Origin of the sequence: Paraeggerthella hominis, from assembly GCF_021044775.1 — a bacterium.
GTDB lineage: Bacteria > Actinomycetota > Coriobacteriia > Coriobacteriales > Eggerthellaceae > Paraeggerthella > Paraeggerthella hominis.
The window spans coordinates 14,956-36,882 of record NZ_JAJNOQ010000012.1 but is presented as its reverse complement, the minus strand read 5'-3'; the positions used below and the strand labels follow the sequence as shown (position 1 = coordinate 36,882).

Annotated in this window: 18 protein-coding genes; 8 read left to right on the top strand and 10 right to left on the bottom strand. The window is 63.5% G+C overall.

The features are described from left to right. Nucleotides 1-11: 11 nt before the first annotated feature. From LQE90_RS11200 to LQE90_RS11185, 4 genes are read right to left on the bottom strand one after another with little or no spacing between them, the layout of a single operon-like run. A complete protein-coding gene (locus LQE90_RS11200) occupies nucleotides 12-377 on the bottom strand; it encodes an SURF2 Surfeit locus protein 2 (protein ID WP_216529873.1) in 366 nt (121 codons plus the stop codon). A 26-nt stretch (nucleotides 378-403) separates the two neighbouring features. Then, nucleotides 404-1,207, bottom strand: coding sequence for an ABC transporter permease (locus LQE90_RS11195; protein ID WP_225749360.1), 804 nt, complete (start codon nucleotides 1,205-1,207; stop codon nucleotides 404-406). Then, entirely contained in the window at nucleotides 1,204-1,890 is a 687-nt protein-coding gene (locus LQE90_RS11190) for an ABC transporter ATP-binding protein (protein ID WP_216529872.1), read from the bottom strand. Before LQE90_RS11190 ends, LQE90_RS11195 begins: the two co-directional genes overlap by 4 nt. 45 nt (nucleotides 1,891-1,935) lie before the next feature. Next, nucleotides 1,936-3,318 carry a TrpB-like pyridoxal phosphate-dependent enzyme gene (locus LQE90_RS11185; protein WP_216529871.1) on the bottom strand — a complete coding sequence of 461 codons (1,383 nt, stop codon included), beginning with the start codon at nucleotides 3,316-3,318 and terminating at the stop codon, nucleotides 1,936-1,938. Here LQE90_RS11185 and LQE90_RS11180 point away from each other — a divergent pair. The 4 genes from LQE90_RS11180 (at nucleotide 3,317) to LQE90_RS11165 (ending at nucleotide 8,817) form a co-directional block, all read left to right on the top strand. Continuing rightward, nucleotides 3,317-3,568 (top strand): hypothetical protein, encoded by a 252-nt coding sequence (locus LQE90_RS11180; RefSeq protein ID WP_216529870.1) that lies wholly within the window; start codon nucleotides 3,317-3,319, stop codon nucleotides 3,566-3,568. The genes LQE90_RS11185 and LQE90_RS11180 overlap by 2 nt on opposite strands. A 268-nt stretch (nucleotides 3,569-3,836) precedes the next feature. Beyond that, nucleotides 3,837-6,815 (top strand): insulinase family protein, encoded by a 2,979-nt coding sequence (locus LQE90_RS11175; RefSeq protein WP_216529869.1) that lies wholly within the window; start codon nucleotides 3,837-3,839, stop codon nucleotides 6,813-6,815. Between the two features lie 235 nt (nucleotides 6,816-7,050). Further along, on the top strand, nucleotides 7,051-7,827 hold the full coding sequence (locus LQE90_RS11170) for an ABC transporter ATP-binding protein (protein WP_114567454.1): 777 nt from the start codon (nucleotides 7,051-7,053) through the stop codon (nucleotides 7,825-7,827). 60 nt (nucleotides 7,828-7,887) lie between these two features. Next, complete coding sequence (locus LQE90_RS11165) at nucleotides 7,888-8,817, top strand: SufB/SufD family protein (RefSeq protein WP_114567455.1); 930 nt, start codon at nucleotides 7,888-7,890, stop codon at nucleotides 8,815-8,817. Nucleotides 8,818-8,870: 53 nt separating this feature from the next. Here LQE90_RS11165 and larC read toward each other — a convergent pair whose 3' ends face one another. The 4 genes from larC to LQE90_RS11145 form a co-directional block, all read right to left on the bottom strand. After that, entirely contained in the window at nucleotides 8,871-9,425 is a 555-nt protein-coding gene (gene larC, locus LQE90_RS11160; RefSeq protein ID WP_216529890.1) for a nickel pincer cofactor biosynthesis protein LarC, read from the bottom strand. Further along, on the bottom strand, nucleotides 9,425-10,210 hold the full coding sequence (gene larB / locus LQE90_RS11155) for a nickel pincer cofactor biosynthesis protein LarB (RefSeq protein WP_216529868.1): 786 nt from the start codon (nucleotides 10,208-10,210) through the stop codon (nucleotides 9,425-9,427). The genes larC and larB overlap by 1 nt, the downstream gene beginning before the upstream one ends. 180 nt (nucleotides 10,211-10,390) lie before the next feature. Next, nucleotides 10,391-11,605, bottom strand: a complete 1,215-nt coding sequence (locus LQE90_RS11150) for an acyl-CoA dehydrogenase family protein (protein WP_216529867.1) — start codon at nucleotides 11,603-11,605, stop codon at nucleotides 10,391-10,393. A 358-nt stretch (nucleotides 11,606-11,963) separates the two neighbouring features. After that, on the bottom strand, nucleotides 11,964-12,953 hold the full coding sequence (locus tag LQE90_RS11145) for a substrate-binding periplasmic protein (protein ID WP_231088310.1): 990 nt from the start codon (nucleotides 12,951-12,953) through the stop codon (nucleotides 11,964-11,966). Nucleotides 12,954-13,452: 499 nt separating this feature from the next. Between LQE90_RS11145 and LQE90_RS11140 the strand changes: the two genes are divergently transcribed. Continuing rightward, a complete protein-coding gene (locus tag LQE90_RS11140) occupies nucleotides 13,453-14,283 on the top strand; it encodes a ComF family protein (protein ID WP_225749366.1) in 831 nt (276 codons plus the stop codon). A 52-nt stretch (nucleotides 14,284-14,335) separates the two neighbouring features. On the opposite strand, the gene LQE90_RS11135 is transcribed toward LQE90_RS11140, so the two are convergent. Beyond that, nucleotides 14,336-15,661: a glycosyltransferase family 2 protein gene (locus tag LQE90_RS11135; RefSeq protein WP_114567460.1), complete on the bottom strand. Its 1,326-nt coding sequence runs from the start codon at nucleotides 15,659-15,661 to the stop codon at nucleotides 14,336-14,338. Nucleotides 15,662-15,982: 321 nt separating this feature from the next. On the opposite strand from LQE90_RS11135, the gene ahcY reads away from it, so the two are divergent. The 3 genes from ahcY to LQE90_RS11120 all read left to right on the top strand — a co-directional run bounded on the left by ahcY (nucleotide 15,983) and on the right by LQE90_RS11120 (nucleotide 19,563). Beyond that, entirely contained in the window at nucleotides 15,983-17,242 is a 1,260-nt protein-coding gene (ahcY, locus tag LQE90_RS11130) for an adenosylhomocysteinase (RefSeq protein ID WP_216529866.1), read from the top strand. Nucleotides 17,243-17,248: 6 nt separating this feature from the next. Then, nucleotides 17,249-18,169, top strand: a complete 921-nt coding sequence (locus tag LQE90_RS11125) for a GGDEF domain-containing protein (RefSeq protein ID WP_216529865.1) — start codon at nucleotides 17,249-17,251, stop codon at nucleotides 18,167-18,169. Nucleotides 18,170-18,327: 158 nt separating this feature from the next. Next, complete coding sequence (locus LQE90_RS11120; RefSeq protein ID WP_439651866.1) at nucleotides 18,328-19,563, top strand: DEAD/DEAH box helicase; 1,236 nt, start codon at nucleotides 18,328-18,330, stop codon at nucleotides 19,561-19,563. A gap of 19 nt (nucleotides 19,564-19,582) precedes the next feature. Here the strand turns inward: LQE90_RS11120 and LQE90_RS11115 are convergent, their stop codons facing one another. Next, entirely contained in the window at nucleotides 19,583-21,925 is a 2,343-nt protein-coding gene (locus tag LQE90_RS11115; RefSeq protein ID WP_216529887.1) for an HAD-IC family P-type ATPase, read from the bottom strand. Nucleotides 21,926-21,927: the final 2 nt, after the last annotated feature.

The window sequence follows — 21,927 nt, the reverse complement described above, 5'->3', positions numbered from 1 at the left end:
AGGCGCATTCGCTAGCGCATAAAGAGTACATAGTACGCAATGAAGCCGACGATGGCCAGAAGCGCCACCGCGATGATGATCTTCTGCATCGCGGACATCGGTTCGACCTCAAGGTCTTCCGCGGTCGTCTCGCGGTAGCCCTTCTTCGAACTCTTCGAGCCTGCGCTCGAAGGCCTCGCGTCGTCGGCCGCCGACGCCTCCCGCTCGTCCTCGGTCGAAGAGGGCGCGTCGAAAGAGGGCTCGGACGGCACCGCGCCGTCCGTTTGGGCGGGCTCGGGGGCAGGCGCGGACGGGCGAAGGCCCGCTTGGATCACGAAATCGTCATCGTCGTCAGCGTTAACGGTGATATGGGAGAATTTGGTATCGCCAGAAGCCACGGAGCCGTCCTTTCACGTCAGCAAGATTATAGAGGATTATCGGGACGTATTCCCTTGTCCAAATAATATCCATCGGGCGCGAAACGCTTGCGATACGTGAGAAAGCAGGCCGAAACGATGGCCACCGTATTGGCCGCCGACAGCATGAGCATGACCACGATCTGGTATTTCGCCGCCGCCAGAGGATCGGCTCCCGCCAAAAGCTGGCCCGACATCATGCCGGGGATGGCAACGATCCCGGCGGCCGACATGGTGGCCAGCACCGGCGTCATGCCCGCGCCGATAGCGGCCTTGATCGACGGGAACGCCGCTTCTTTCGGCGTAGCGCCAAGCGCCACGAGCGCGAACATCTCGTTGGAGCGCGAATCCATGTCCGCGAACAGCCGGTCGATGGCAACCGCGATGGCCGACATCGCGTTTCCGATGATCATGCCCGCAATGGGAATGAGCTGCCGCGCGTTGTACCAAGGATCGGCGTGCATGACCCCTTCCACCACCACGAAGCCCACGGCGATCGACGACGAGAACAGCGACGCGAACACCGCCGCGCGAAGCCCCGGCACCGAGCTTTTCACGCGCGAGGTTGCAATCTGCGTGGCCGCCGTCACCATCACGGCCAGCGCCAAGAGGACGAGCCACCAGGTCTGGTGCTCGAACAGGTACATGAGCACGAATCCCGCCGCCAGAAGCTGCGCGAACATGCGCGCGGCGGAAACGGCGATGCGCCGCGTCTGCCCCAGCTCGAGCTTCCACGACACCAGGCCCGCCACCAGCATGAGCGCGCTCGCGGCGAACAGCTCCACGTACCCGATATCCACCACGCCGCTCACGAACGACCCCCGCTTCCCGCCGCAACGTAGGACAGCGCGCCGTCCTCAAGCGTATAGGTTCCCGCAGCGTACCCGTCGGCCGACCGATGCCGGATGCGCAAGCACGTTGCATCGGAGCCGACGTAATCCCTTGTCAAACGACTGATCGCCTGCGAGGAAGCGGAATCGAGCGCCGCGTCCACCTCGTCGAGCAGAAAGACCTTCGGCTTCGTGGCGAACGAGCGCAGCAAGGCCACGCGCGCCTGCTGCCCGCCCGACAAGCGCGACGCGTCCCGCGAAAGCTCCACCTCTTCAAGGCCGGCAAGGCACAGCAAGCGAGCAAGCTCGCCGTCGCTCGGAGGCTGGGACGCGGCGTTCACCTTGAGGCGCCACGGCAGCACGAGGTTGTCCCGCACCGTCCCCGCAACAAGAGCGGGTTGCTGCGGCACGAGGCACACCTGCCGCCGCCATTCCTGCGGCCCGAACCCGTCCGAAGACCGCCCCTGCAAGTACAGGCTGCCGGCGTCTCGGGCGATCATGAGCGCGCACGCGCGCAAAAGCGTGGACTTGCCCGACCCGGAAGCGCCCGTCAAGTCGTAGATGAGCCCGCCTTCCAAGCGCAAGCACGCATCGTGGAACAGCGGCACGGCCCGCCCGTCGCGAACATGGGAGACCGAGATATGGTCGGCATGAAAAAGAGTCATGCCGACCATGGTACCATCGAGCGGCCGCCAGCGCCACGGCGCGCGCTACAGCCCCTCGATGCGCGGTATGCTGGCGAAGCCGACGGCCAGCTCCTCGTCGGTGGGCTCGTAATCGCCCAGCACGCCCTTGTTGTAAGCGTCGTACGCCTTCATATCGAAGTAGCCGGTTCCGGTTAAGCAGAACAGGATGGTCTTCTCCTCGTTCGCCTCCCTGCACGCCTTCGCTTCCTCCATGGCCTGGTAGATGGCGTGCGCGCTCTCGGGCGCGGGCAGGATGGTCTCAAGCCGCGCGAACTCCACGGCAGCGGCGAACACGTCGGTCTGCTTCACGGCGACCGCATCCAAAAAGCCGTCGTGCTTGAGCTTCGACACGATGGGGCTCATACCGTGATAGCGCAGCCCGCCGGCGTGGTCGGGGCTGGGGAGGAATCCGTTTCCAAGCGTGTACATCTTCGCCATCGGGCAGGTGCGGCCCGTGTCGGCGAAGTCGTAGGCGAAGCGCCCGCGCGTCAAGCTGGGGCAGCTTGCAGGCTCTACGGCCACGAAACGCGTATCGGGCCTGCTTCCGCGCAGCTTGTCGCGCATGAACGGCGCGATCAGCCCGGCCAGGTTCGACCCGCCGCCCGCACAGCCGACGACCACGTCCGGGTACTCCCCCAGCTCTTGAAGCGCAGCGTAGCTTTCCAGCCCGATGACGGATTGGTGCAGCGCAACCTGGTTGAGCACGCTTCCCAAAGTGTAGCGGCCCTTGTTCTGCGGAATGTTGAGCGCGCGCTCCACCGCCTCGGAAATGGCGGTGCCCAGCGAGCCGGACGAATCAGGGCGCTCGGAGAGCATCCTGCGGCCGATTTCGGTGGTGTCGGAAGGAGAGGGCGTCACGTTCGCGCCGAACGTCTCCATGATGTTGCGGCGAAACGGCTTCTGCTCGTAGGAGCACTTCACCATGAACACGTCGAGATTCAGGCCGAAATGCGCCGAGGCCTCCGCAAGCGCCGTGCCCCACTGCCCCGCGCCCGTTTCGGTGGTGATCCCGTCGAGGTCCTGAGCCTTCGCGTAGTACGCCTGCGCGATGGCGGAGTTCAGCTTGTGCGAGCCCGACGTGTTGTTGCCCTCGAACTTGTAGTAGATCTTCGCGGGCGTGTCCAACGCGCGCTCCAGGTTGTAGGCGCGGCACAGCGGCGAAGGCCGGTAGATGCGGTACATCTCCCGAACGGGATCGGGAATGTCGAAGCAAGGCGTGGCGTCGTCGAGCTCTTGGCGCACCAGCTCGTCGCAGAACACGGGCGCCAGGTCGGCGGCTTCGGCCACGCGACCGTCGGGCAGGCGCAAAGGCTCGGGCTTTTCCGGCATGTCGGCCCGCAGGTTGTACCATTGGGTCGGGATCTGGTCTTCGCGCAGGTACAGGCGGTAAGGGGCTTGCTCGGTCATGCTGGTTCCTTTCCTGGAATGGGTTCCTGCTCAAACGCTGCAGGGAAAACTGATGCTTGCTGGACGCGCAAAAAAGAGCCCCCGGATCTCCGAGGGCTCTTCTGATGACTGGTATGCGAGAACAGAAGCCTATGAGACCCGGGATCGATTTCTTCCGTTCCACCACCATGCGCAAGCGAACGCCGTCGCAGAAGCGACGGTGGCAAGAAGCGCGTTGCAAGCGGTCGTGGTCAAAAGACGCCTTTCGTGATAGGACGTTCCGGGTACGCGGCAAGTCTAACCCTCCCGGCGCGGTTTGTGAAGGGGGCAATCGCCGGCTGGCGCAGCAAGGCGAAACGCGCGGCGCGCACGGCGAAAGGAGCAGCGGGCGGCTCGCTCGGCGGAGCGCAGGGGGCACCGCTCGGACGACAGCGGGCGCGACAATTTGCGAAAGCGGTGAACGCGCCGCGCAAGCCGAACGCGCGCGAAGCGTTGTGCGACAATGGGAGGAAACCTTCAACGAAAGGCGGAAACGAGCCATGGACCTTGCCAAAGACCAGAAGCTGCACGGCTTCACCGTGCGCACGTGCGAACCGCTGCCGGAACTAGACGGCAACGCCTACACGCTCGTGCATGAGAAGAGCGGCGCGAAGCTGCTGTACCTGAAAAACGAGGACGCCAACAAGTCGTTCTCCATCGCGTTCAAGACCCCGCCCGCCGACGACACGGGCGTGTTCCACATTCTGGAGCACTCGGTGCTGTGCGGATCCGAGAAGTTCCCGGTGAAGGAACCGTTCGTCAACCTGCTGAAAAGCAGCATGCAGACGTTCCTGAACGCCATGACCTTCCCCGACAAGACCCTGTACCCCGTAGCCAGCACGAACGACCAGGATCTTCTGAACCTGGCCGACGTGTACTTGGACGCGGTGCTGCATCCGATGATCTACCGCAAGCGCGCCATCTTCGAACAGGAGGGCTGGCACTACGAGCTTGCCGGCGGCGCGGATCGAAACGGCGAAGCGACCGACCCCGCCGGCGGCGCGCCCGAGCTTGCGCTCAACGGCGTGGTGTACAACGAGATGAAAGGCGCGCTGTCCGATCCGAACTCGGTGCTTTACGACGAGCTGCAAGCGGCGCTCTTCCCCGACACGGCCTATCGCTTCGAGTCGGGCGGCACGCCGCGCGCCATTCCCGACCTGACTTACGAGCAGTTCCTCGACGAGCATGCCCGCCACTACCGTCTGAGCAACAGCTACCTCACGTTGTACGGCAACCTCGACCTCGAGGCCATGCTGGCGTTTTTGGACGAGCGCTATCTCTCCCCCGTCGCCGACGAGGAAGCCGCCCGCGACGAGGCGCGCCTTTCGGCCGGCGATGCGCCGCTCGAACCGCACGAACTGCGCGAACAGGCGCCCGTGGAAGCGCTCGGCATACGCCGCACGATGGCGACCGCGCCCGAAAACGCATGCATGGGGCTTGGATACGTGATCGGCAACGTCAGGGAACGCACGCGCATGGTGGCCGTGGACATCCTCATCGACGCCATCGCCGGCAGCAACGAAGCCCCGCTGAAGCGCGCGCTGCTCGACGCGGGCCTGGCCGACGACGTGCAGGCGTTCTTCGCCGATTCGCTGCTGCAGCCCTTCGCCGTGATCCAGCTCAAGGGGCTGGCGGACGACGCCCCCGCGCGCTTCAGGGCCGTTGCGGAAGGCGCGTTGCAGTCGCTGGCCGACGGGGGCTTGGATCGAAACCTGGTGGAAGCCTCGCTCTCGCGCGCCGAATTCGTCATGCGCGAGCGCGACTTCGGCATGGCCGACGGCGTGGCGCTGTCCATGGCCGCGCTGGCCGGCTGGCTCTACGACGACGAGCTGGCAACGTCGTACCTGCGATACGAGGACGACTTCGCGTTTTTGCGGACCGCCCTGGACGAAGGCTATTTCGAGCAGCTCATCCGCGACGTGTTCCTGGCCAACAACCACCGAGCCGAAGTGGAGATCGTGCCCGTCAACGAGGACGAGGACGCCTGCGAGGCCGAGCGCCTGGCAAACGTCGCCGCGCGCATGGAGCCCGAGGACTTCGCCCGCGTAGCCGATGAGGAAGCGGAGCTTCGCCGCCTGCAGGAAGAGCCCGACTCCCCGGAGGCGCTGGCCACCTTGCCGCGCTTGTCCGTGTCCGACATCGGGGCCACGCCGGACGAGCCGGCCTACGGCCTGGAGGAAGGCGCGCCCGTCCCGTGCCTTCGTCACCGCGCCGCCGCGCACGGCATCGCCTACGCCTACCGCTACTTCGACCTCAAGGGCGTGCGCTTCGAGGACCTTCCCTACGTGACCGTCCTGAGCATGGTGCTGGGAAAGCTGGACACGGCAACCCGCACCGCATCGCAGCTGGACACGCTCACGAACGGCAAGCTGGGCAACCTGTCCTTCTTCTCGGAAATCTACGAGGACGAGCACGACCCGCGCGCAATCCGCCCGATGTTCGTGGTAAGCGCAAGCTCGCTGTCCGAGAACGTGGAGCACCTGGCCGCCCTTCCGCGCGAAATCCTGCTGACGACCGACTTCTCCGACACGGGCAAGATCAAAGACGTGCTGCAGCAGCGCCGCATCGCCATGGAGCAGGGCTTCGCCTCCGCAGGCCACGCCAGCGCCATGGCTCGGCTGGCATCGTACTACCTGCCCGCCGGCGTCGTGCGCGAGCAGCTTGGCGGCGTGGAGTTCTACCGTTTCTTGAAAGACCTGCTGGCCTCCTATGACGAGCGCGCGCACGACCTTTCGCAGCGCTTGGGCGATCTTGCGGCACGCCTGTTCGTCGACGACGGATGCCTGGTCAGCTTCACGGGAAACGAGGACGACTACCGCCGCTTCTGGGATTGCGGCGCCGCGCTCGGGCGCGCGGGGGGCGCGCGGGACGAACGGCTGCAGGTTCCCGATCCCGTCGTGCGCAACGAGGCGTTCATCGTGCCCACCGACGTGTGCTATGCAGCGCTCGGATTCGATCGACGCTCGTTCGGCGCAAGCTACACGGGAGCCTGGCAGGTAGCTGCGAAAGCGCTTTCGTTCGACTACCTGTGGAACGAGGTGCGCGTCAAGGGCGGTGCGTACGGCGCGGGCTTTCAGACGGCGCGCACCGGAAACCTGCGGTTCTACTCCTATCGCGACCCGCATCTCGACGAAACGCTCGAGCGCTTCGCAGGAGCCTCCGCATGGCTGGCCGCGTTCGAGCCGACCGACGACGAAATGGAGGGCTACGTGGTGAGCACGGTGGCCGGGTTCGACACGCCGCTCAAAACGCGTCAGCTCGTGCGCCGTCAAGACGGCGACTGGATTGCCGGCAGAACGCCGCAAGCCCGTCGCGAAACGCGCGATCAGATGATCTCGTCCGATGCGCGCGCCGTGCGCGAGCTGGCCGGGACCGTGGCCCACGCTGCCGAAGCCGGAGCTTTCTGCGCCTTCGGCAATAAAGACCTTCTGGAAGGATCCTCTGCGGGATTTCAGGTAATCGACCTTCTGAACGAATAGCGCAAACCCCTCAGATCCAACCGCCTCGCACGCCCCCGCCTGCATCGGCAAGCGGGGGCGTATTCGCTTTTCGATGACATTCCCGCCGCTCGCAAAGCTATTTCAAGCTAGAATAAACCGTTGGGAACCAGAGCGCGCACCACGGCGGTTTTGCGCGCTGCCGGCCTTGACGAGATCCGGCTTAAATGATAGTAATAGAGTATCATTTAGACGAGAAGAGACGGAGAAACGCATCATGCTGGAACTGAAGAACCTTACGTTCGAGGTGCCCTTGCAGGAAGGGTCCAAAGAAACCAAGCGCATCATCGACGACCTATCGCTTTGCATCCCCGACGACCGCTTCACGGTCATCACGGGCCCGAACGGCGGAGGAAAGTCGACGCTTGCCAAGCTTATCATGGGCATCGAACAGCCCACCTCCGGACAGATCCTGCTCGACGGCGAAGACATCACGAACCTGCCCATCTCCGAGCGCGCCAAGCGGGGAATCGGCTACGGGTTCCAACAGCCCGCCCGCTTCAAGGGCATGAAAGTCAAGAAGCTCCTCGACATCGCAGCAGGCAAGAAGCTGCCGATGCTCGCTTGCAACGAATACCTGGCCAAAGTGGGCCTGTGCTCCGCGAACTACCTCACGCGCGAAGTGGACAAGAACCTGTCCGGCGGCGAGGTGAAGCGCATCGAGATCGCCACCATCCTGGCGCGCGACCCGAAGCTGGCCATCTACGACGAGCCGGAAGCCGGCATCGACCTGTGGAGCTTCGACCGCCTGACTGAAACGTTCCGCGACATCCATGAAGCGCGCGACGGGCGCTCTATCGTGATCATCTCCCACCAGGAGCGCATCATTCAGCTTGCCGACGAGATCGTGCTGCTGAAAAACGGCAAGGTCGCCCAAACCGGCAAGCCCGAGGATCTTATGCCCACGCTCGGCTTCGTGGCGAAGGGCGTTCCCGGCTGCAAGCTGAGCACCCCCACCGAGCTGCATATCACGGAGATCCCCACCACCTGCTAACTCAACCGGCGCGCGTCGGGTTTCCATCGCGCGCCGTTCGCACCCGCAAAGGAGGCCATCATGGCTGTTGACCTGTCCCCTATCGACGAGGGCTTGCTCGCCGAAATCGCCAATATACACGGCATGCCGAAAGGCGCCTTCAACATCCGCAAAGACGGGCAGCTCGTCGAGCGCCATTCGTCGGCGAGCATCGAGATCGCCACGAAGACGGACAACCCCGGCATCGACATCCGCATCGCGCCGGGAACCAAGGGCGAGACCGTCTACATCCCCGTCATCGTCACGCAATCGGGCCTGAAAGACGTGGTGTACAACACGTTCTACATCGGGGAAGACTGCGATATCACCATCATCGCCGGATGCGGCATCCACAACGAAAGCCACGCCCCGTCCGAGCACGACGGCATCCACACGTTCCACTGCGGCAAGAACAGCCGCGTGAAGTACGTGGAGAAGCACTACGGGCAGGGCTCGGGCACGGGAGAGCGCATCCTGAACCCCGTCACGAACGTCATCATGGAGGAGAACTCGCACTGCGAGATGGAGCTCGTGCAGCTGCGCGGCGTATCCTCCACGGTGCGCGACACGAACGCCGAACTGGCTGCAGGCGCGAAGCTCGTGCTGATCGAGAAACTGCTCACGCACGACGAGCAGACGGCCACGTCGAACATGAAGGTGGAGCTGAAGGGCGACGACTCCAGCGTGCAGGTCATTTCGCGCTCGGTCGCGCAGGACAACTCGAAGCAGGTGTTCAATCCGCTGGTCATCGGCGAGGCAGCTTGCCGAGGCCACGTGCAGTGCGACGCCATCATCATGGGAAAGGCCAAGGTCACGGCCATCCCCGGCATCGAAGCTGCCAGCGAAGACGCCATCTTGGTGCACGAAGCGGCCATCGGAAAGATCGCCGGCGACCAGATCACCAAGCTCATGACGCTCGGCCTTACGGAAGAAGAGGCGGAGCAGGAGATCTTGGAGGACTTCCTGAACTAGCATCGCTTCGCCGGCTCCGATCGGGGTGCGCCCTAATCGGAGCCGGCGGATTCTCACGCCTCGAAACGATCCGCGAAGTGCCAGATGAGCGCCGCGGACGTTGGCGTGCAGAGCTCGCCCGGCAGCTTGGAATCGCAAACGGGAATGCCGCGCGCAAGAATGGCGGCCGTAGCCGGCGCGGGAACGGCCAGCTCGCCGTGAGCGCACGCGACCACGCCTTCTCCCGTCTGAACGGTCGTGCAGACGATCTCGTCGGGCGCGACCGCTTCGATCGCAAGGCAAATATGGAGCGCGTTTCTTATTCCGGCAGCATTGCCAACTTCGTGAAAATGCGTCTGATCGACCGTGCACCCATGAGCCGCCGCTTCGGCTTCGGCAAGAATACGGTACACGCTGCGCAGATCCTGCTTCACGCGATCGCTCGCGCAGAGCGCGTCCACCACGGCATGCACCTCGGCCAGATTGTGGCAATGCCCGTCCGGCACGCCCGCCGCGCAGCACCGCTCCTCCACCGCGCCGCGGGCCTCGTCGTCAAGCTGGGAGCAGGTCGCCTCAAGAAGGGCGACGCGCGTAGCGCTCTCCCGTACATTCCAGAACAGCGTCTTCATCACGCACTCGCTTTCGTATGGTTGATCAGATGCGCTTGGTAGCCAGCACCGAAGCCGTTGTCGATGTTGACCACCGACACGCCGGAAGCGCATGAGTTCAGCATGGCCAGAAGAGCGGCCACCCCGCCGAAGCTGGCGCCGTAGCCCACGCTGGTGGGGACCGCGATGACCGGGCACGATGCAAGCCCTCCCACCACGCTTGCCAAGGCTCCCTCCATGCCGGCGACCGCCACCACCACGCGAGCGGCCGCGATTTCGTCGGCATGCGCCAGCAAGCGGTGCAGGCCGGCCACGCCCACGTCGTACAGGCGCGTCACGCGATTGCCCAGCATCTCGGCCGTAACCGAAGCCTCCTCGGCCACGGGCAGGTCGCTCGTGCCCGCGGCGGCCACGACCACGCTCCCGTTGCCATCGGGTTCCGGAAAGTCGCCCAGAATACCCAAGCGGGGCAGCTCTCGATAGGCGAACGCCAACGCATCGCAGCTGCCCTCCCTTGCCAGGCTGTTGCGAACCTCCGAAGCCTTCTCGGCGTCCAAGCGCGTGATCAGCACGCGCTGCTGGCCGCCCTCGACGAGGGCACGGCACACGCCCGTTATCTGCTGGGCGGTCTTTCCCGCGCCGTACACCACCTCCGGCACGCCTTGGCGCACGCCACGATGATGATCGACCTTGGCATAGCCCAAATCCGTGAACGGAGCGATGCGCAGCACTCGCTCCGCGTCGTCCACCGAAGCCGTCCCCGCCGCCACTCGCTCGAGCAGTTCATGCAAATCGCGTTGATCCATGCGCGCTCCCTTGTCGTTCGATTGCGAAATCCATTGAACCACTTGAAGCCCAGTCAAGGTCAAGTTCTGCACGAAATCTCGAAAAGCGCACGGCCGCACCGGGATCCCGAGCCTCAACCTAAAAACCCCGAGCAGCGGCTCAGCGCTGCTCGGGGCGACAAGGAGCATGATCGCGAAAGGCTACAGATCGCCGCCGGCGATCCAATCAAGGCCCGGATACTCCAGATGGGCGTTGTGCTTCTCAAGCTCGCGCGCAATGGTGATGCGCTGGATGGTGGGAGACCCCTCCTCCAGCCAAAGCGCGCGGCAGTCGCGGTACAGGCGCTCGGTCGGTCCATAAGGAGAGTCTTCGAAGTAGCCGTCACCACCGAATATCTCGAGCATTTCGTCGGACACGAGTTTGACCGCATCGATCGAGAACAGCTTGCACATGGCCGCTTTCTCGGCGATGTAGGGGTTGCGATGGTCCAGGTCGTAATCTTCGGCGAAATCGATCACCATGGTGCGAAGCGCATGGGTCATCGTAGCCATGTTCGCAAGCTTCATCTTGATGGCCTGGCGCGTGTTGATGGTCTTGCCGAACGTCACGCGATCACGGGCGCGCGCAAGCGACATGTCCAGCATGCGCTGGCACATTCCCAGGTTCGAATCGGCAATGTGCACGCGCGAAATGGCAAGCGAGTGCATGGCGACTTCCATGCCCTGGCCCTCTTCGCCCAGCAGGTACTTCGGCTCCAGCTTCACATCGGTGAACTTCAAGCCCGCGTGCCCGGCGCCGCGGCAGCCCATCATGTGAGGCATGGGAACCAGCTCGAATCCGGGAGCGTCCATCGGCACGAAGAAAGCGGACAGGCGCTCGTCGCCGGTCTTCTCGGGATCGGTGACGGCGATGACGTAGGCGAACTGCGACACGTCGGTGTGCGAGATCAGCCACTTCTCGCCATTCAAGATGTAGTTTCCGTCGGCATCCTTGACCGCCGTGGAATGCACGTCGGCGCCGGTACCGCCGGTCTGCTCGGTCAGGGCGAAGCAGGTGAACACGCTTTTGTCGCAGAACTTGTGCATGTACTCGGCTTTGAGCTCAGGGCAACCGTAATCGTCGAGAATGCGCCAGTTGAGGTCGGCCGCGTAATGCAGGTGCATGCGCATGCCGCCGGGGCCGCGAGAGAATTCCTCTTGGACTTGCAGGATCTCCTTCTCGGTAAAGCCCCATCCGCCATACTCCACCGGAAGAGCGTAGCGATACAGGTTGTTGTCACGCGCGAGGTCGATGAACTCCTGCGGGAACTTGTTCGTGACCTCGACCTCCTTCTGCATTTCTTCAAAAGGCCCCTCGGCGAGCTCGCGGCAGGTCTTGAGGAAGCCCTTGAATTCCTCCTGCGTCAATGTGCCCATACGTCCTCCTTAGCCTCTGCATGCAACGTCTCGGCTGCGATATCCGCGAAACGCGGCGCGTCATAATAGTCCCAGTGTGCCCCAGGTGCAGCAAGGGTGTCCAATAGGAAATGACCGGGGTTTCGTTGCGATCTATAGGAAATTCCGATAGGTTTTCTCAAAATTGAGCAGGACCCGCATTGACTACAGTATTTCCCCAGATCAGGGCATCGTTGAAACGAACGTGGCCCGCTGGTTCAGCCGACGCCGACCGCACGCACAAAACCAGCAAACGCCTACGTTTGGCCAATGACAAAAAAATCGCCTGGAACTTCGAAGCTCCAGGCGGTTCAGGCCGTACTCAGTGCAAGGCGAAACGCTACGCGCTCGCATTCGAAGGCGACACGGCGTTCGAACCCGCCTGGCCCGTCGAAACGTTCGTCGTGGACGAAGACGCCGGCGTGGTTCCATTCGTCTTGCTGGAAGAGGACGCCTCGGCGCCGGCAGTCAGCGGAATGCTGGACAGGTCGAGCGCAGAGCCCAGCCACTTCTTTTCGATAACCGAAATCACGCCGCTGCCTTCAAGCGTGGCCAGCGCGTCGGAAATCGCCTGCTTCAAATCGGAGTTCCCATCGAGCACGCCCGCCGCGTACCCGCTCGGCTGCTGCATGAGCGCCACGATCTTCACGTCGTCGCCCGCGTTATGCGCCGCGTACGTGCCGATGATGGCGTCGGCCGCAACGTACTGCACCTGGCCGGACGCAAGAGCGGCGAACGCGCTCTTCAGATCCTCGGTCGTGGTGATGGTTCCCTGATCGAACTCGTTCGTAACCGCCCACGCGCTCTTAGAGGACACCTGAGCCGCGATTTTCGGCTGGGAATCGTTGGTAGGAACCGCTGTGTTGGAAGGAGCGGAGAACAGGGCCACCGCGGTAGGCAGGTACGCATCCGAAGTCCAGAAGGAATTGCCGGTGTCGGACTTATCGACGTCCATGACCACGTCGACCTTGCCCTCGGTCAAAGCGCCTTCCGGATCGGTTCCCACGTCTACGACCTCAAGCTTCAGGCCAAGGCTGTCGGCCAAAGCGGCCGCCACGTCCACGGCTATGCCGACGATCTTCGTGGAATTCTGGGGCGTGCCCGCAAGCGGGACGTTGCTGGTGTTCACGCCCACGCGCAGCACGCCTTCTTTAGCGATCGTCGGAGACGAGAGCTTCGGCGTTGCCTCGGGCGGCGTATAGGTTTGCTGCGATGTGCAGCCCGTCATACAGGCGACCAGGGCCGCCATGCAAGCGACGACGAAACCGCGCGTCGCAAGCGTTTTCAAACGCTTCATAACCGAAGAGCCTCCATCCACTGCATCTCTCATGATAGCTTCTTCCGACTGACCTAGTCTTTGCCCCCACACTCGCGCACTGGAACCGAGCTTGCGCCATTGTCCTCTCGCCCGCCGCGACGGTATGCCGCGTATAGACGGGCGGTGCGTCTTACCTCTAGGATACGCCATGATCGTCGCGCGCTGCGCACGCGGCTTACGTGGGTCCTTTCGACCGCATCTGCCGTGGACTGAGGTTTTCACCCGCAACTACAGACTCGAAAGAAGCATCCGCTAGTGTATCAGATGATGAATTGAGCCGGAAGCACGCCCGCAGAATCTGCGGGAAACCGTTGCGCACGATTCGACGCGGTTGCAGTTTCAAGAAAGGCACGGGGCCTCCCGCGCCCCCCGTGCTGGATCGGCGCAAAGCACCTGCTGGATCTGCGCTAGGTTTTCGCTGGGTTTGCGCTGGATCCACGTTGGAAAGAGACTGGAAACACGTGCGGAAACGTGCAGATTCGCGCTAGAGAGCACATGGTACGATCCGACCATGATGACATGGAACGCAGCAGAGACGCCCCTGTACGGCGCAGGCAACGCGCCCGAGGCGCAGCGCCTTGCGAAGCGGACGGCTGGCATGCAGGAGCGGGTCCTGCACGTCGCAGCCGCGTACGGACGCGGCGCGGCCGAGGCTCTTGCGGAAACGCTCTGGCCTACGCGCTGCGCAGTGTGCGACAAGCCGGGAGAAGTCCTTTGCGATCGCTGCCGGCTGAACCTTTCCTACATAGACTGGTGGCGCGCCTGCCCTCGATGCGGCGCGCCGTACGGGTTTGCGCAATGCACCGAATGCAACGCGGTGACGTTGAGCGCGCTCGGAAGAGCAGAGCCCGCGCACGACGGCTGCGTCAGCGCCGTCGCCTACGACGACGCCGCCGCGCGCATCGTGCGAACCTGGAAAGACGCCGGGGAGCGGCGTCTCGCGCGCACCATGGCCCTGATCATGGCGCGAACGGTCCCTCCCGCGTGGCTGGCCGAGAATCCCATGGTGGTCGGCGTCCCCGCAACGTCGGCGGCGCGTCGAAGGCGAGGCTTCGACCACGGCGACGACTTGGCGCGCGAAGTGGCAGCGCAGCTGTCCTTGAGCGTCGCTCCCGTGCTAGCGCGCCCCCGCAGCCGGGATCAGAGAACGCTCGCGCGACGCGGGCGCCTCGAGAACATGGATGGAAGGCTTCGTCCCTTGCCCGGCGCAAGCGTTCCAACTGCGGCGCTGGTGGTAGACGACGTATGCACCACCGGGGCCACGCTGTTCTCCGCCGCCGATGCCGTGCGCGAAGCGGGCGCCTCGCATGTCCGATGCCTCACCTTCGCGCGCGTCTGGTAAGGGGCCGCGAGCCCGGCGCTTGCTCCTTGGAGCTGGTTGCCGATGCTGCAGGCTACAGGGAGCGCTCGCGCTTCTGCGCCGCCGCAGCGTCGGAGAACTCGGTCACGTCCACCGAGATGCTGTGCTGAATGGGCTTCCACTTGCACTTCTTCACCAGGGCCACCAAAGCAATGGGAATGTAGGTGAGCATGAACAACGGGAAGGTGAACATATAGAGGACCTTCTTGCCCGTAGTCGACCGGATGGAGTCCCACTCCACGAACGTGGTCAGCACGCCGAACATGAACATGAACACCAGGTAGTTCATCAGGCAGAAGAAGATCGAGGACAGCGACGAAGCCACCATGATGCCCGTGGACATAAGCCCCATCGTGGACAAAACGATGATGATCGCGTTGAACGTCACCGAAACGATGGTCAAAAGCATGCCGGGCGCAATGGTCATGAGCATGTCGTAGCACGCGAAGCGCGACCCCTTGGGGTTGGCGACGATGCCCTTCGCCAAGCGCGCGCCGTAATGCCAGAACACCTGATAAAAACCCTTCGCCCAGCGGAAACGCTGGTTCCAGGAATCGCGAAACGTCGTGGGCTGCTCGTCATAGAGAATAGCCGTGGGGCAATAGCTGATGCGCTGCCCCTCCAGAATGCTGTTCGCGGAGAACTCGATGTCCTCGGTCAGCAGGTGCCACTTCCAACCGCCATGGCGCTCGATCACGTCGGCGGCGATGAAGAAGCCCGTGCCCGACACGGCGCAGCTCGTGTTGAGCGTGAGGCGCGCCTGGTTCAGGAACTTCGCTTCGCGCAAAAACCATACGGCGTAGCCGGCGGAAATCCAGTTCGAATCGTAGTTCTTCGAGTTGCGGTAGCTGGTGGACGCCTTCGCGCCGTTGTCGAAGGTCTTGTTCATCTCGCGGAAGTAGTTCACGTCAAGAACGTTGTCCGCATCGAACACGAAGTACGCTTCGTAACCGCGGTCGGCGTATTGCTCGCGAATAACCTGGAAGCCGTAATCGAGCGCGTAGCCCTTCCCCACTTCCTTGTCGTTGGTGCGCGGGAACACGATGGCGCCGGCCTCGCGCGCTACCTGAGCGGTGTTGTCCGTGCAGTTGTCGGCGATAACGAACACGTCGATGAGCTCGGACGGATAGTTCTGCACCTTGATCGAATGGATGAGGTCGCCGATGACCGCGCTTTCGTTGCGCGCCGAAATGACGGCTGCGAACTTGTGGTTCTTTTTGGCCGTCAGCTCCTTGGGCTTGCGCGTAAGCACGACGAACACGTAGTACAGCTGATACGTGTAGCAGATCGTGAACGTGATGAACACGCAGAAGTTGAACACGTCGACGAACGAGATCTGCGAAAAAAACTGGTCTAGCACCTTAGCTCCTTATTCGGCTCCCCCCAGTGGAAGCGCACGCCAAATGCGGCCCAAAGGGCACACAGCAAACTTTTGAAAGTATAGCGACTGCAAAGCCCTTTGGGGCAGCACTGAGTCCGTTCGTTACCGTTTCTTTCGGTTTCGACTCAATAAATCACCGGTCTTCACACAGGTTCTGCATACGAACTTCACAAACGCACCCGCAGCGTGCGGTTCGTCCGTTTTATGAAACGCGCTTCAAGGGCCCCTTCCCCTGCAGCGTGTGATACGCTTACCCACGCAATCAAACGAACCATCGCACGAGCATCGGGAGGCAAATCCTTGAATCACGACATCAAAGACATCGCACTGGCGGACGACGGGTTGGCGCGCATCGAATGGGCCGATCGCGACATGCCCGTGCTGGCATCTATCCGCGAGCGTTTCGAGCGCGAAAAGCCTTTGGAAGGCGTGCGCATCGGCGCGTGCATGCACGTGACCACCGAAACGGCCAACCTCATGCGCGCGCTCGTGGCTTCCGGCGCGCACGTCGCGCTGTGCGCCTCCAATCCGCTGTCCACGCAAGACGACACCGCCGCTTCGCTTGTGCGCGACTTCGGCGTGAGCGTGCACGCCGTGGCCGGCGAGGACATGGAAACCTACGAGAAGCACCTTGAAGCGGTCATCGCCATCAACCCGCAGATCATCATGGACGACGGCGCGGACCTCGACACCGCGCTGCACACCACGTTCACCGACAAGCTGCAGCACGTCATAGGCGGCACCGAGGAAACCACCACGGGCGTCGTTCGCCTCATGTCCATGGCGGCCGAAGGCACGCTCGCCTACCCCGTGTTCAACATCAACGACGCCAACACGAAGCACTGCTTCGACAACCACTACGGCACCGGCCAGTCCACCCTCGACGGCATCGTCCGCGCCACGAACCGCCTGCTGTGCGGGCGCACCATCGTGATCTCGGGCTACGGCTACTGCGGCAGCGGCCTTGCCCTGCGCGCCCGCGGCATGGGCATGAACGTCATCGTGTGCGAAATCGATCCGCTCAAGGCCCTCGAAGCCCACATGGAGGGCTACCAGGTCATGAAGGCCGAAGACGCCGCGCGCTTCGCCGACGTATGGGTGACGGTCACGGGCAACTGCAAGGTGGTCGACGGCCCCGCGTTCGAGAACATGAAGGACGGCGCCATCGTATGCAACTCCGGCCACTTCGACTCCGAGATCAACCTGGAATGGCTCGAGCAGCACGCGGTCAAGAAAGAGGAGATCAAGCCGCTGGTCGAGGAATACACGCTGGCGGACGGACGCACGGTGATCGTGCTGGCGCAGGGACGCCTGGTGAACCTTGCATGCGCGGAAGGCCACCCCGCGTCGGTCATGGACATGAGCTTCGCCAACCAAGCGCTGGCCGCCGAGTACCTGTACCTGCACGCTGGCGAGCTTGAGAGCAAGGTCTACGACGTGCCCGCGAGCATCGACGACGGCGTCGCTCGCGTCAAGCTGGAAACGCTCGGCATCGAGATCGACACGCTGACCGAAGAGCAGATCAAGTACATGAGCTCCTGGAACTTCGCGACTCTGTAACCGACCATGTACCCCTACTCGGACCTGCATACGGATCTACGCGGCTACGCCGTGGACGTCGCGCTGTTCGACAGCTACCGCCTGGTGGATACGAAGACGAACCTCGTCCACTCGTACTCCGCGCGCGGCGAAAGCGACGTCCCCGTATGCAGCGGGGACCTGTGCTACCGTATCTGGGGTCGCAAAAGACCTTGCGAAAACTGCACGTCGCAAGCCTGCCTGGACAAGCAGGAACAGGTCATCAAGATGGAGCAGCTCGACGGCCGCGTGCTGCTGATAAGCAGCCTTCCCACGGTGATCGCGGGGCGGCCTTACGCGCTCGAGCTGGTGAAAGACGTGACGAGCAGCCTCATGGTGACCGACGAGATAGCCCATGAGAACATAGAGATCACCAGCATGATCGACCGGTTCAACACGCTGGCCGTGCGAGACGCGTTCACCATGCTGTACAACAAGACGTTCATCCACAGCGAGCTGGAGACGCTGACAGGTCAAGCCGAAGCTCAGCTGGCCGAAGACGGCCGTCCCGCAGCCCTCGTGGCCATCGACGTGGACCTGTTCAAGGAGATCAACGACAACCACGGGCACAGCACCGGAGACGACGTGCTGCTCTACCTTGCCCAGCAGCTCAAGAAGGTCGCTCGTTCGTTCGAGGACGGGTGGGCCGGCCGTTTCGGGGGCGACGAGTTCCTGCTCTGCGCTCCCCACGGCCTCGGTCCCGAGGATCTGGAGCTTCTCGAAGCCACGATCGAAGAAGCCGGACGGCATCGCTTCGAAAACGGCTCCCTGCCGTTTGCCATCACCGTGAGCTACGGTATCGCCTACCTGCGAGCAGACGATACGCGCCGGTCGTTCATGGAACGCGCCGACGAAGCCATGTACGCGGCCAAGCGCGAACGCCATCGCAGCCAGCAAGGCGAAGGATGAGGCGAAGGGCGCACCGCCCTGCCCTGCCCTGCCCTTCGCCTCGCATCCAAGAATGCAGTATCATAGATCCTCACGAGCGGAATCCGATGCCGGATGACCCGCAAGCAACACCGAGCACCGCGCCGTCGCGCGTGCTCCGTACGGTTTGGAGATGCGGTTTGAGCGCAACGTTTCAAGACCTCGGCCTGTCCGAGACCACGCTGGCAGCTGTTCGCAAGATGGGGTTCGCCACGCCCACCGAAGTGCAGGAGCAGGCCATACCCCTTGCCCTGGAAGGCCGCGACGTCGTTGCGGCGGCGACCACCGGCACCGGCAAGACCGCGGCGTTCGCGCTGCCCATGATCGAGCGCATCGGCCGCGCCAAGCGCCCCGGACGTCCGCGCGGACTCGTGGTCAGCCCGACGCGCGAGCTCGCCCAGCAGATTGACGCCGCCTGCGTCGAGCTTGCGAAGGGATCGGGACGGCGCATGGTCACCGTCGTAGGAGGCGTTCCGTACAAAAAGCAGCTCGGCAAGCTCGAGCGCGGCGTGGACGTTCTCGTGGCCACGCCGGGCAGGCTCCACGACCTCATGGAGCGAGGCGTCGTCAAGCTCGACGACGTGGAGGTGCTCGTGCTCGACGAGGCCGACCGCATGCTCGACATGGGATTTTGGCCGACCATGAAAAAAATCGTCGCCGCCACGCCGGCCCGCCGGCAAACGCTGCTCTTCTCGGCCACGCTCGACCGGCGCATTATGGACAACGTCGCGCAAATGCTTCGCGATCCTGCGTTCGTGGAGATAGCCCACAAGGGCGAAACGGCGGAGACCATCGACCAGTTCATCATCCCGATCGGGCAGATGCAGAAGCCCGCGCTGCTCCTTGCCCTGCTCGAGGAACGCGGCAGCAAGCGCGTCATCGTGTTCACCGGAACGAAGACCCGCGCGGAAATCTGCATGAACCAGCTGGTCAGGGCAGGCTATCGCGCAGACTCCATCCACTCGGACAAAACGCAGGCGCAGCGCAAGCGAGCGCTCGACGCATTCAGCAAGGGCACGGTCGACGTGCTCGTGGCCACCGACGTCCTGGCTCGCGGCATCGACGTATCGAGCATCGCCTACGTGGTCAACTACGACCTGCCCGAATCGCCCGAAGACTACGTGCACCGCATCGGACGCACGGGACGCGCCGGCAAAACCGGTTGCGCCATCTCGTTCGTAAGCCCCGAAGCGAAGCCCGAGCTCCTGGAAATCGAGAAGCTGCTCGGCAAGAAGATTCCGGCGACCGCCCTGGAGAGCTACGACAATTCCGAGGCGGTGACCGCGCTCGAGAATCGGTTCGTGCCCAAAACGACGGCCCGCAGCGCAGCGGCGTTCTCCCGATCCATGCGCACGCGAGGCCGCGGCTGGCGATAGCGCATCGCCGCAAAAGCGCCTACACCGTTTCCGCCAGCCGCTTCGCGTGCCACACGTCCATCACGGCGTACAGCACGCGGAACAACGCGGTAGCCGAAGCGGCGATGACCGCGAACAGCACGGCCATCTCGAACGTGAACGGCTCGATCCCGAACAGGCCGGAAAACAGCGTGGCGCCCAGTATCGTGCCGCCCACCACGACCGCCAGCAGCGCCGCGCGCAGCGGGGTGAACGGCACGGACAGCTTCACGATGAGCAGCATGCCCACCCAGGCGGTCAAGAGCACGCACAGGGTGGAAACCTGCGCGTAGCCGATATGCAAAAGCCCGTACCCCGCAACGTTCGCAGCCAGAACCGAAAGCACCGCGCACACGGCGCTCGGCACCGACCGCACGATCACGTTTTCAAGAAAGCGGCCCCTGATGCGGTCCTTGTTCGGCTCGAGCGCCAGCACGAACGATGGGATGCCGATAGTGAACGCGCTGATGAGCGTCATCTGGATAGGCTGGAACGGATACTGCCACGGCAGCAGGATGAACAGCACCGCAAGCGTCATGGACAGCAGCGTCTTCACCAAGAACAGCGAGGCGGACCTCTGCAGGTTGTTGATGGAGCGCCGCCCCTCCGCCACCACTTTCGGCATGGCGGCGAAATCGTTGTCCACCAGCACCAGCTGCGCCACGTTGCGCGCAGCATCCGACCCGGAGGCCATGGCCACGCTGCAATCCGATTGCTTGAGCGCAAGCGTATCGTTCACGCCGTCCCCGGTCATGGCCACAACGTGGCCGCGCTCCTGCAAGGCCAGCACGAACGTCTTCTTCTGCTCCGGCTTCACCCGGCCGAACACGCTGTAGCGCTCGATGGCGGCGGCTATGGAGGCGTCGTCGGTCAGCGAGGCGGCGTCCACATACTCTTCCGCACGCGGAACGCCGACCTTGCGCGCGATGCCCGAAACCGTGCGCGGATCGTCGCCGGATATCACCTTGAGGTCGACGCCCTGCTCCTTGAAGTAGCCGATGGTCTGCGCCGCCGTGGCGCGAATCTGGTCGTGGATGGCCACGAAGCCGATCGCGACAGGCGATCCCAAGATGGCGCCGTCGTCGTCGAAGCCGTCGACGCGCGCCAGCAAGAGGACGCGCGCATCGCTCGCAAGCGCATTCTGCTGCGCCTCCACCTGGGAAAACGCATCGCCTAAGACAAACTGGCCCGCGCCCATCACGTACGAGCAACCGTTAGCGAACGTGGCCCCCGACCATTTCTTGTCGGAAGAAAACGGCACCGAGCGCACCGAGGCGTAGGACTTCACGGTGGATTTCGCGTAATGGTCCAGAACGGCCAGCGCTGTGTCGTTCGGATCCTCGTCGGCGCGCGCAAGGGAAGCGAACGCCGCATCCACTTCGGCCTTGTCGGCACCGGGAACGCACTCCACGGCCACGACCTCCATCTTCCCCGTCGTGATGGTGCCCGTCTTGTCCAGGCACAGCGTATCCACGCGGGCAAGCGTCTCGATGCAGTACAGCTGCTGAACCAGCACGCGGCTCTTGGACAGGCGCACCACCGCCACGGCCAAGACCGTGGACGTGAGCAGTATGAGGCCTTCGGGGATCATGCCCACCAGCGCCGACACGGTGGACAGGACGGCGCTGTCGAACTCGGTCCCCGACATAAGGTGCTCGCGCGCGAACAGGAGCGCTCCCAGCGGGAAGATGACGAAGCTCACGAACTTGATGATGCCGTTCAAGCTGTTCATGATCTCGGAGTTCACGGCTTTGCGCTGCTTTGCCTCGGCGCTGATCTTCGCGGCGTAGTTCTCCGCTCCCACGTGCACCACGCGCGCCCACACGACGCCGGCGTTCACGAACGACCCGCTCATAAGCTCGTCGCCCGTCGTCTTCTTGATAAGCTTGCTCTCGCCGGTCAGAAGGCTCTCGTTCGCATCGCACGAACCGGACGCCACCACGGCGTCCGCGGGAACCTGATCGCCGCGGCCCAGCTCTATGACGTCGTCGCGTACCAGCTGATCGAGCGGAAGCTCCACCCGAACGCCGTCCCTCAGGACCGTGGCCTTCGAGCTGGCTACGATAGACAAGGCGTCGGTGGTCTTCTTCGACCGGATCTCCTGCACGATGCCGATCAGGGTGTTGCACACGATGACGCCCATGAACAGCATGTTCTTGTACGAACCCGTGATCAGCACGAACAGCGCCAACACCACGTTGATGAGGTTGAACAGCGTGCAAACGTTCTCCGCGACGATCTGCTTGACGGAACGCGTTTTCACGCCGGCGTCAACGTTGACCGCTCCCTCGGCAACGCGCCGAGCCACGTCCTCCGCGGTCAATCCGATCCGTTCCTCGCCCATCA

Bases quoted from the DNA above. Each gene is read 5' to 3' on its own strand.
- LQE90_RS11190 (WP_216529872.1), bottom strand. From the start codon at position 1,890: ATGACTCTTTTTCATGCCGACCATATCTCGGTCTCCCATGTTCGCGAC.
- LQE90_RS11180 (WP_216529870.1), top strand. From the start codon at position 3,317: ATGCTGGTTCCTTTCCTGGAATGGGTTCCTGCTCAAACGCTGCAGGGA.
- LQE90_RS11185 (WP_216529871.1), bottom strand. From the start codon at position 3,318: ATGACCGAGCAAGCCCCTTACCGCCTGTACCTGCGCGAAGACCAGATC.
- LQE90_RS11175 (WP_216529869.1), top strand. From the start codon at position 3,837: ATGGACCTTGCCAAAGACCAGAAGCTGCACGGCTTCACCGTGCGCACG.
- LQE90_RS11170 (WP_114567454.1), top strand. From the start codon at position 7,051: ATGCTGGAACTGAAGAACCTTACGTTCGAGGTGCCCTTGCAGGAAGGG.
- LQE90_RS11165 (WP_114567455.1), top strand. From the start codon at position 7,888: ATGGCTGTTGACCTGTCCCCTATCGACGAGGGCTTGCTCGCCGAAATC.
- larC (WP_216529890.1), bottom strand. From the start codon at position 9,425: ATGAAGACGCTGTTCTGGAATGTACGGGAGAGCGCTACGCGCGTCGCC.
- larB (WP_216529868.1), bottom strand. From the start codon at position 10,210: ATGGATCAACGCGATTTGCATGAACTGCTCGAGCGAGTGGCGGCGGGG.
- LQE90_RS11150 (WP_216529867.1), bottom strand. From the start codon at position 11,605: ATGGGCACATTGACGCAGGAGGAATTCAAGGGCTTCCTCAAGACCTGC.
- LQE90_RS11145 (WP_231088310.1), bottom strand. From the start codon at position 12,953: ATGAGAGATGCAGTGGATGGAGGCTCTTCGGTTATGAAGCGTTTGAAA.
- LQE90_RS11140 (WP_225749366.1), top strand. From the start codon at position 13,453: ATGATGACATGGAACGCAGCAGAGACGCCCCTGTACGGCGCAGGCAAC.
- LQE90_RS11125 (WP_216529865.1), top strand. From the start codon at position 17,249: ATGTACCCCTACTCGGACCTGCATACGGATCTACGCGGCTACGCCGTG.
- LQE90_RS11115 (WP_216529887.1), bottom strand. From the start codon at position 21,925: ATGGGCGAGGAACGGATCGGATTGACCGCGGAGGACGTGGCTCGGCGC.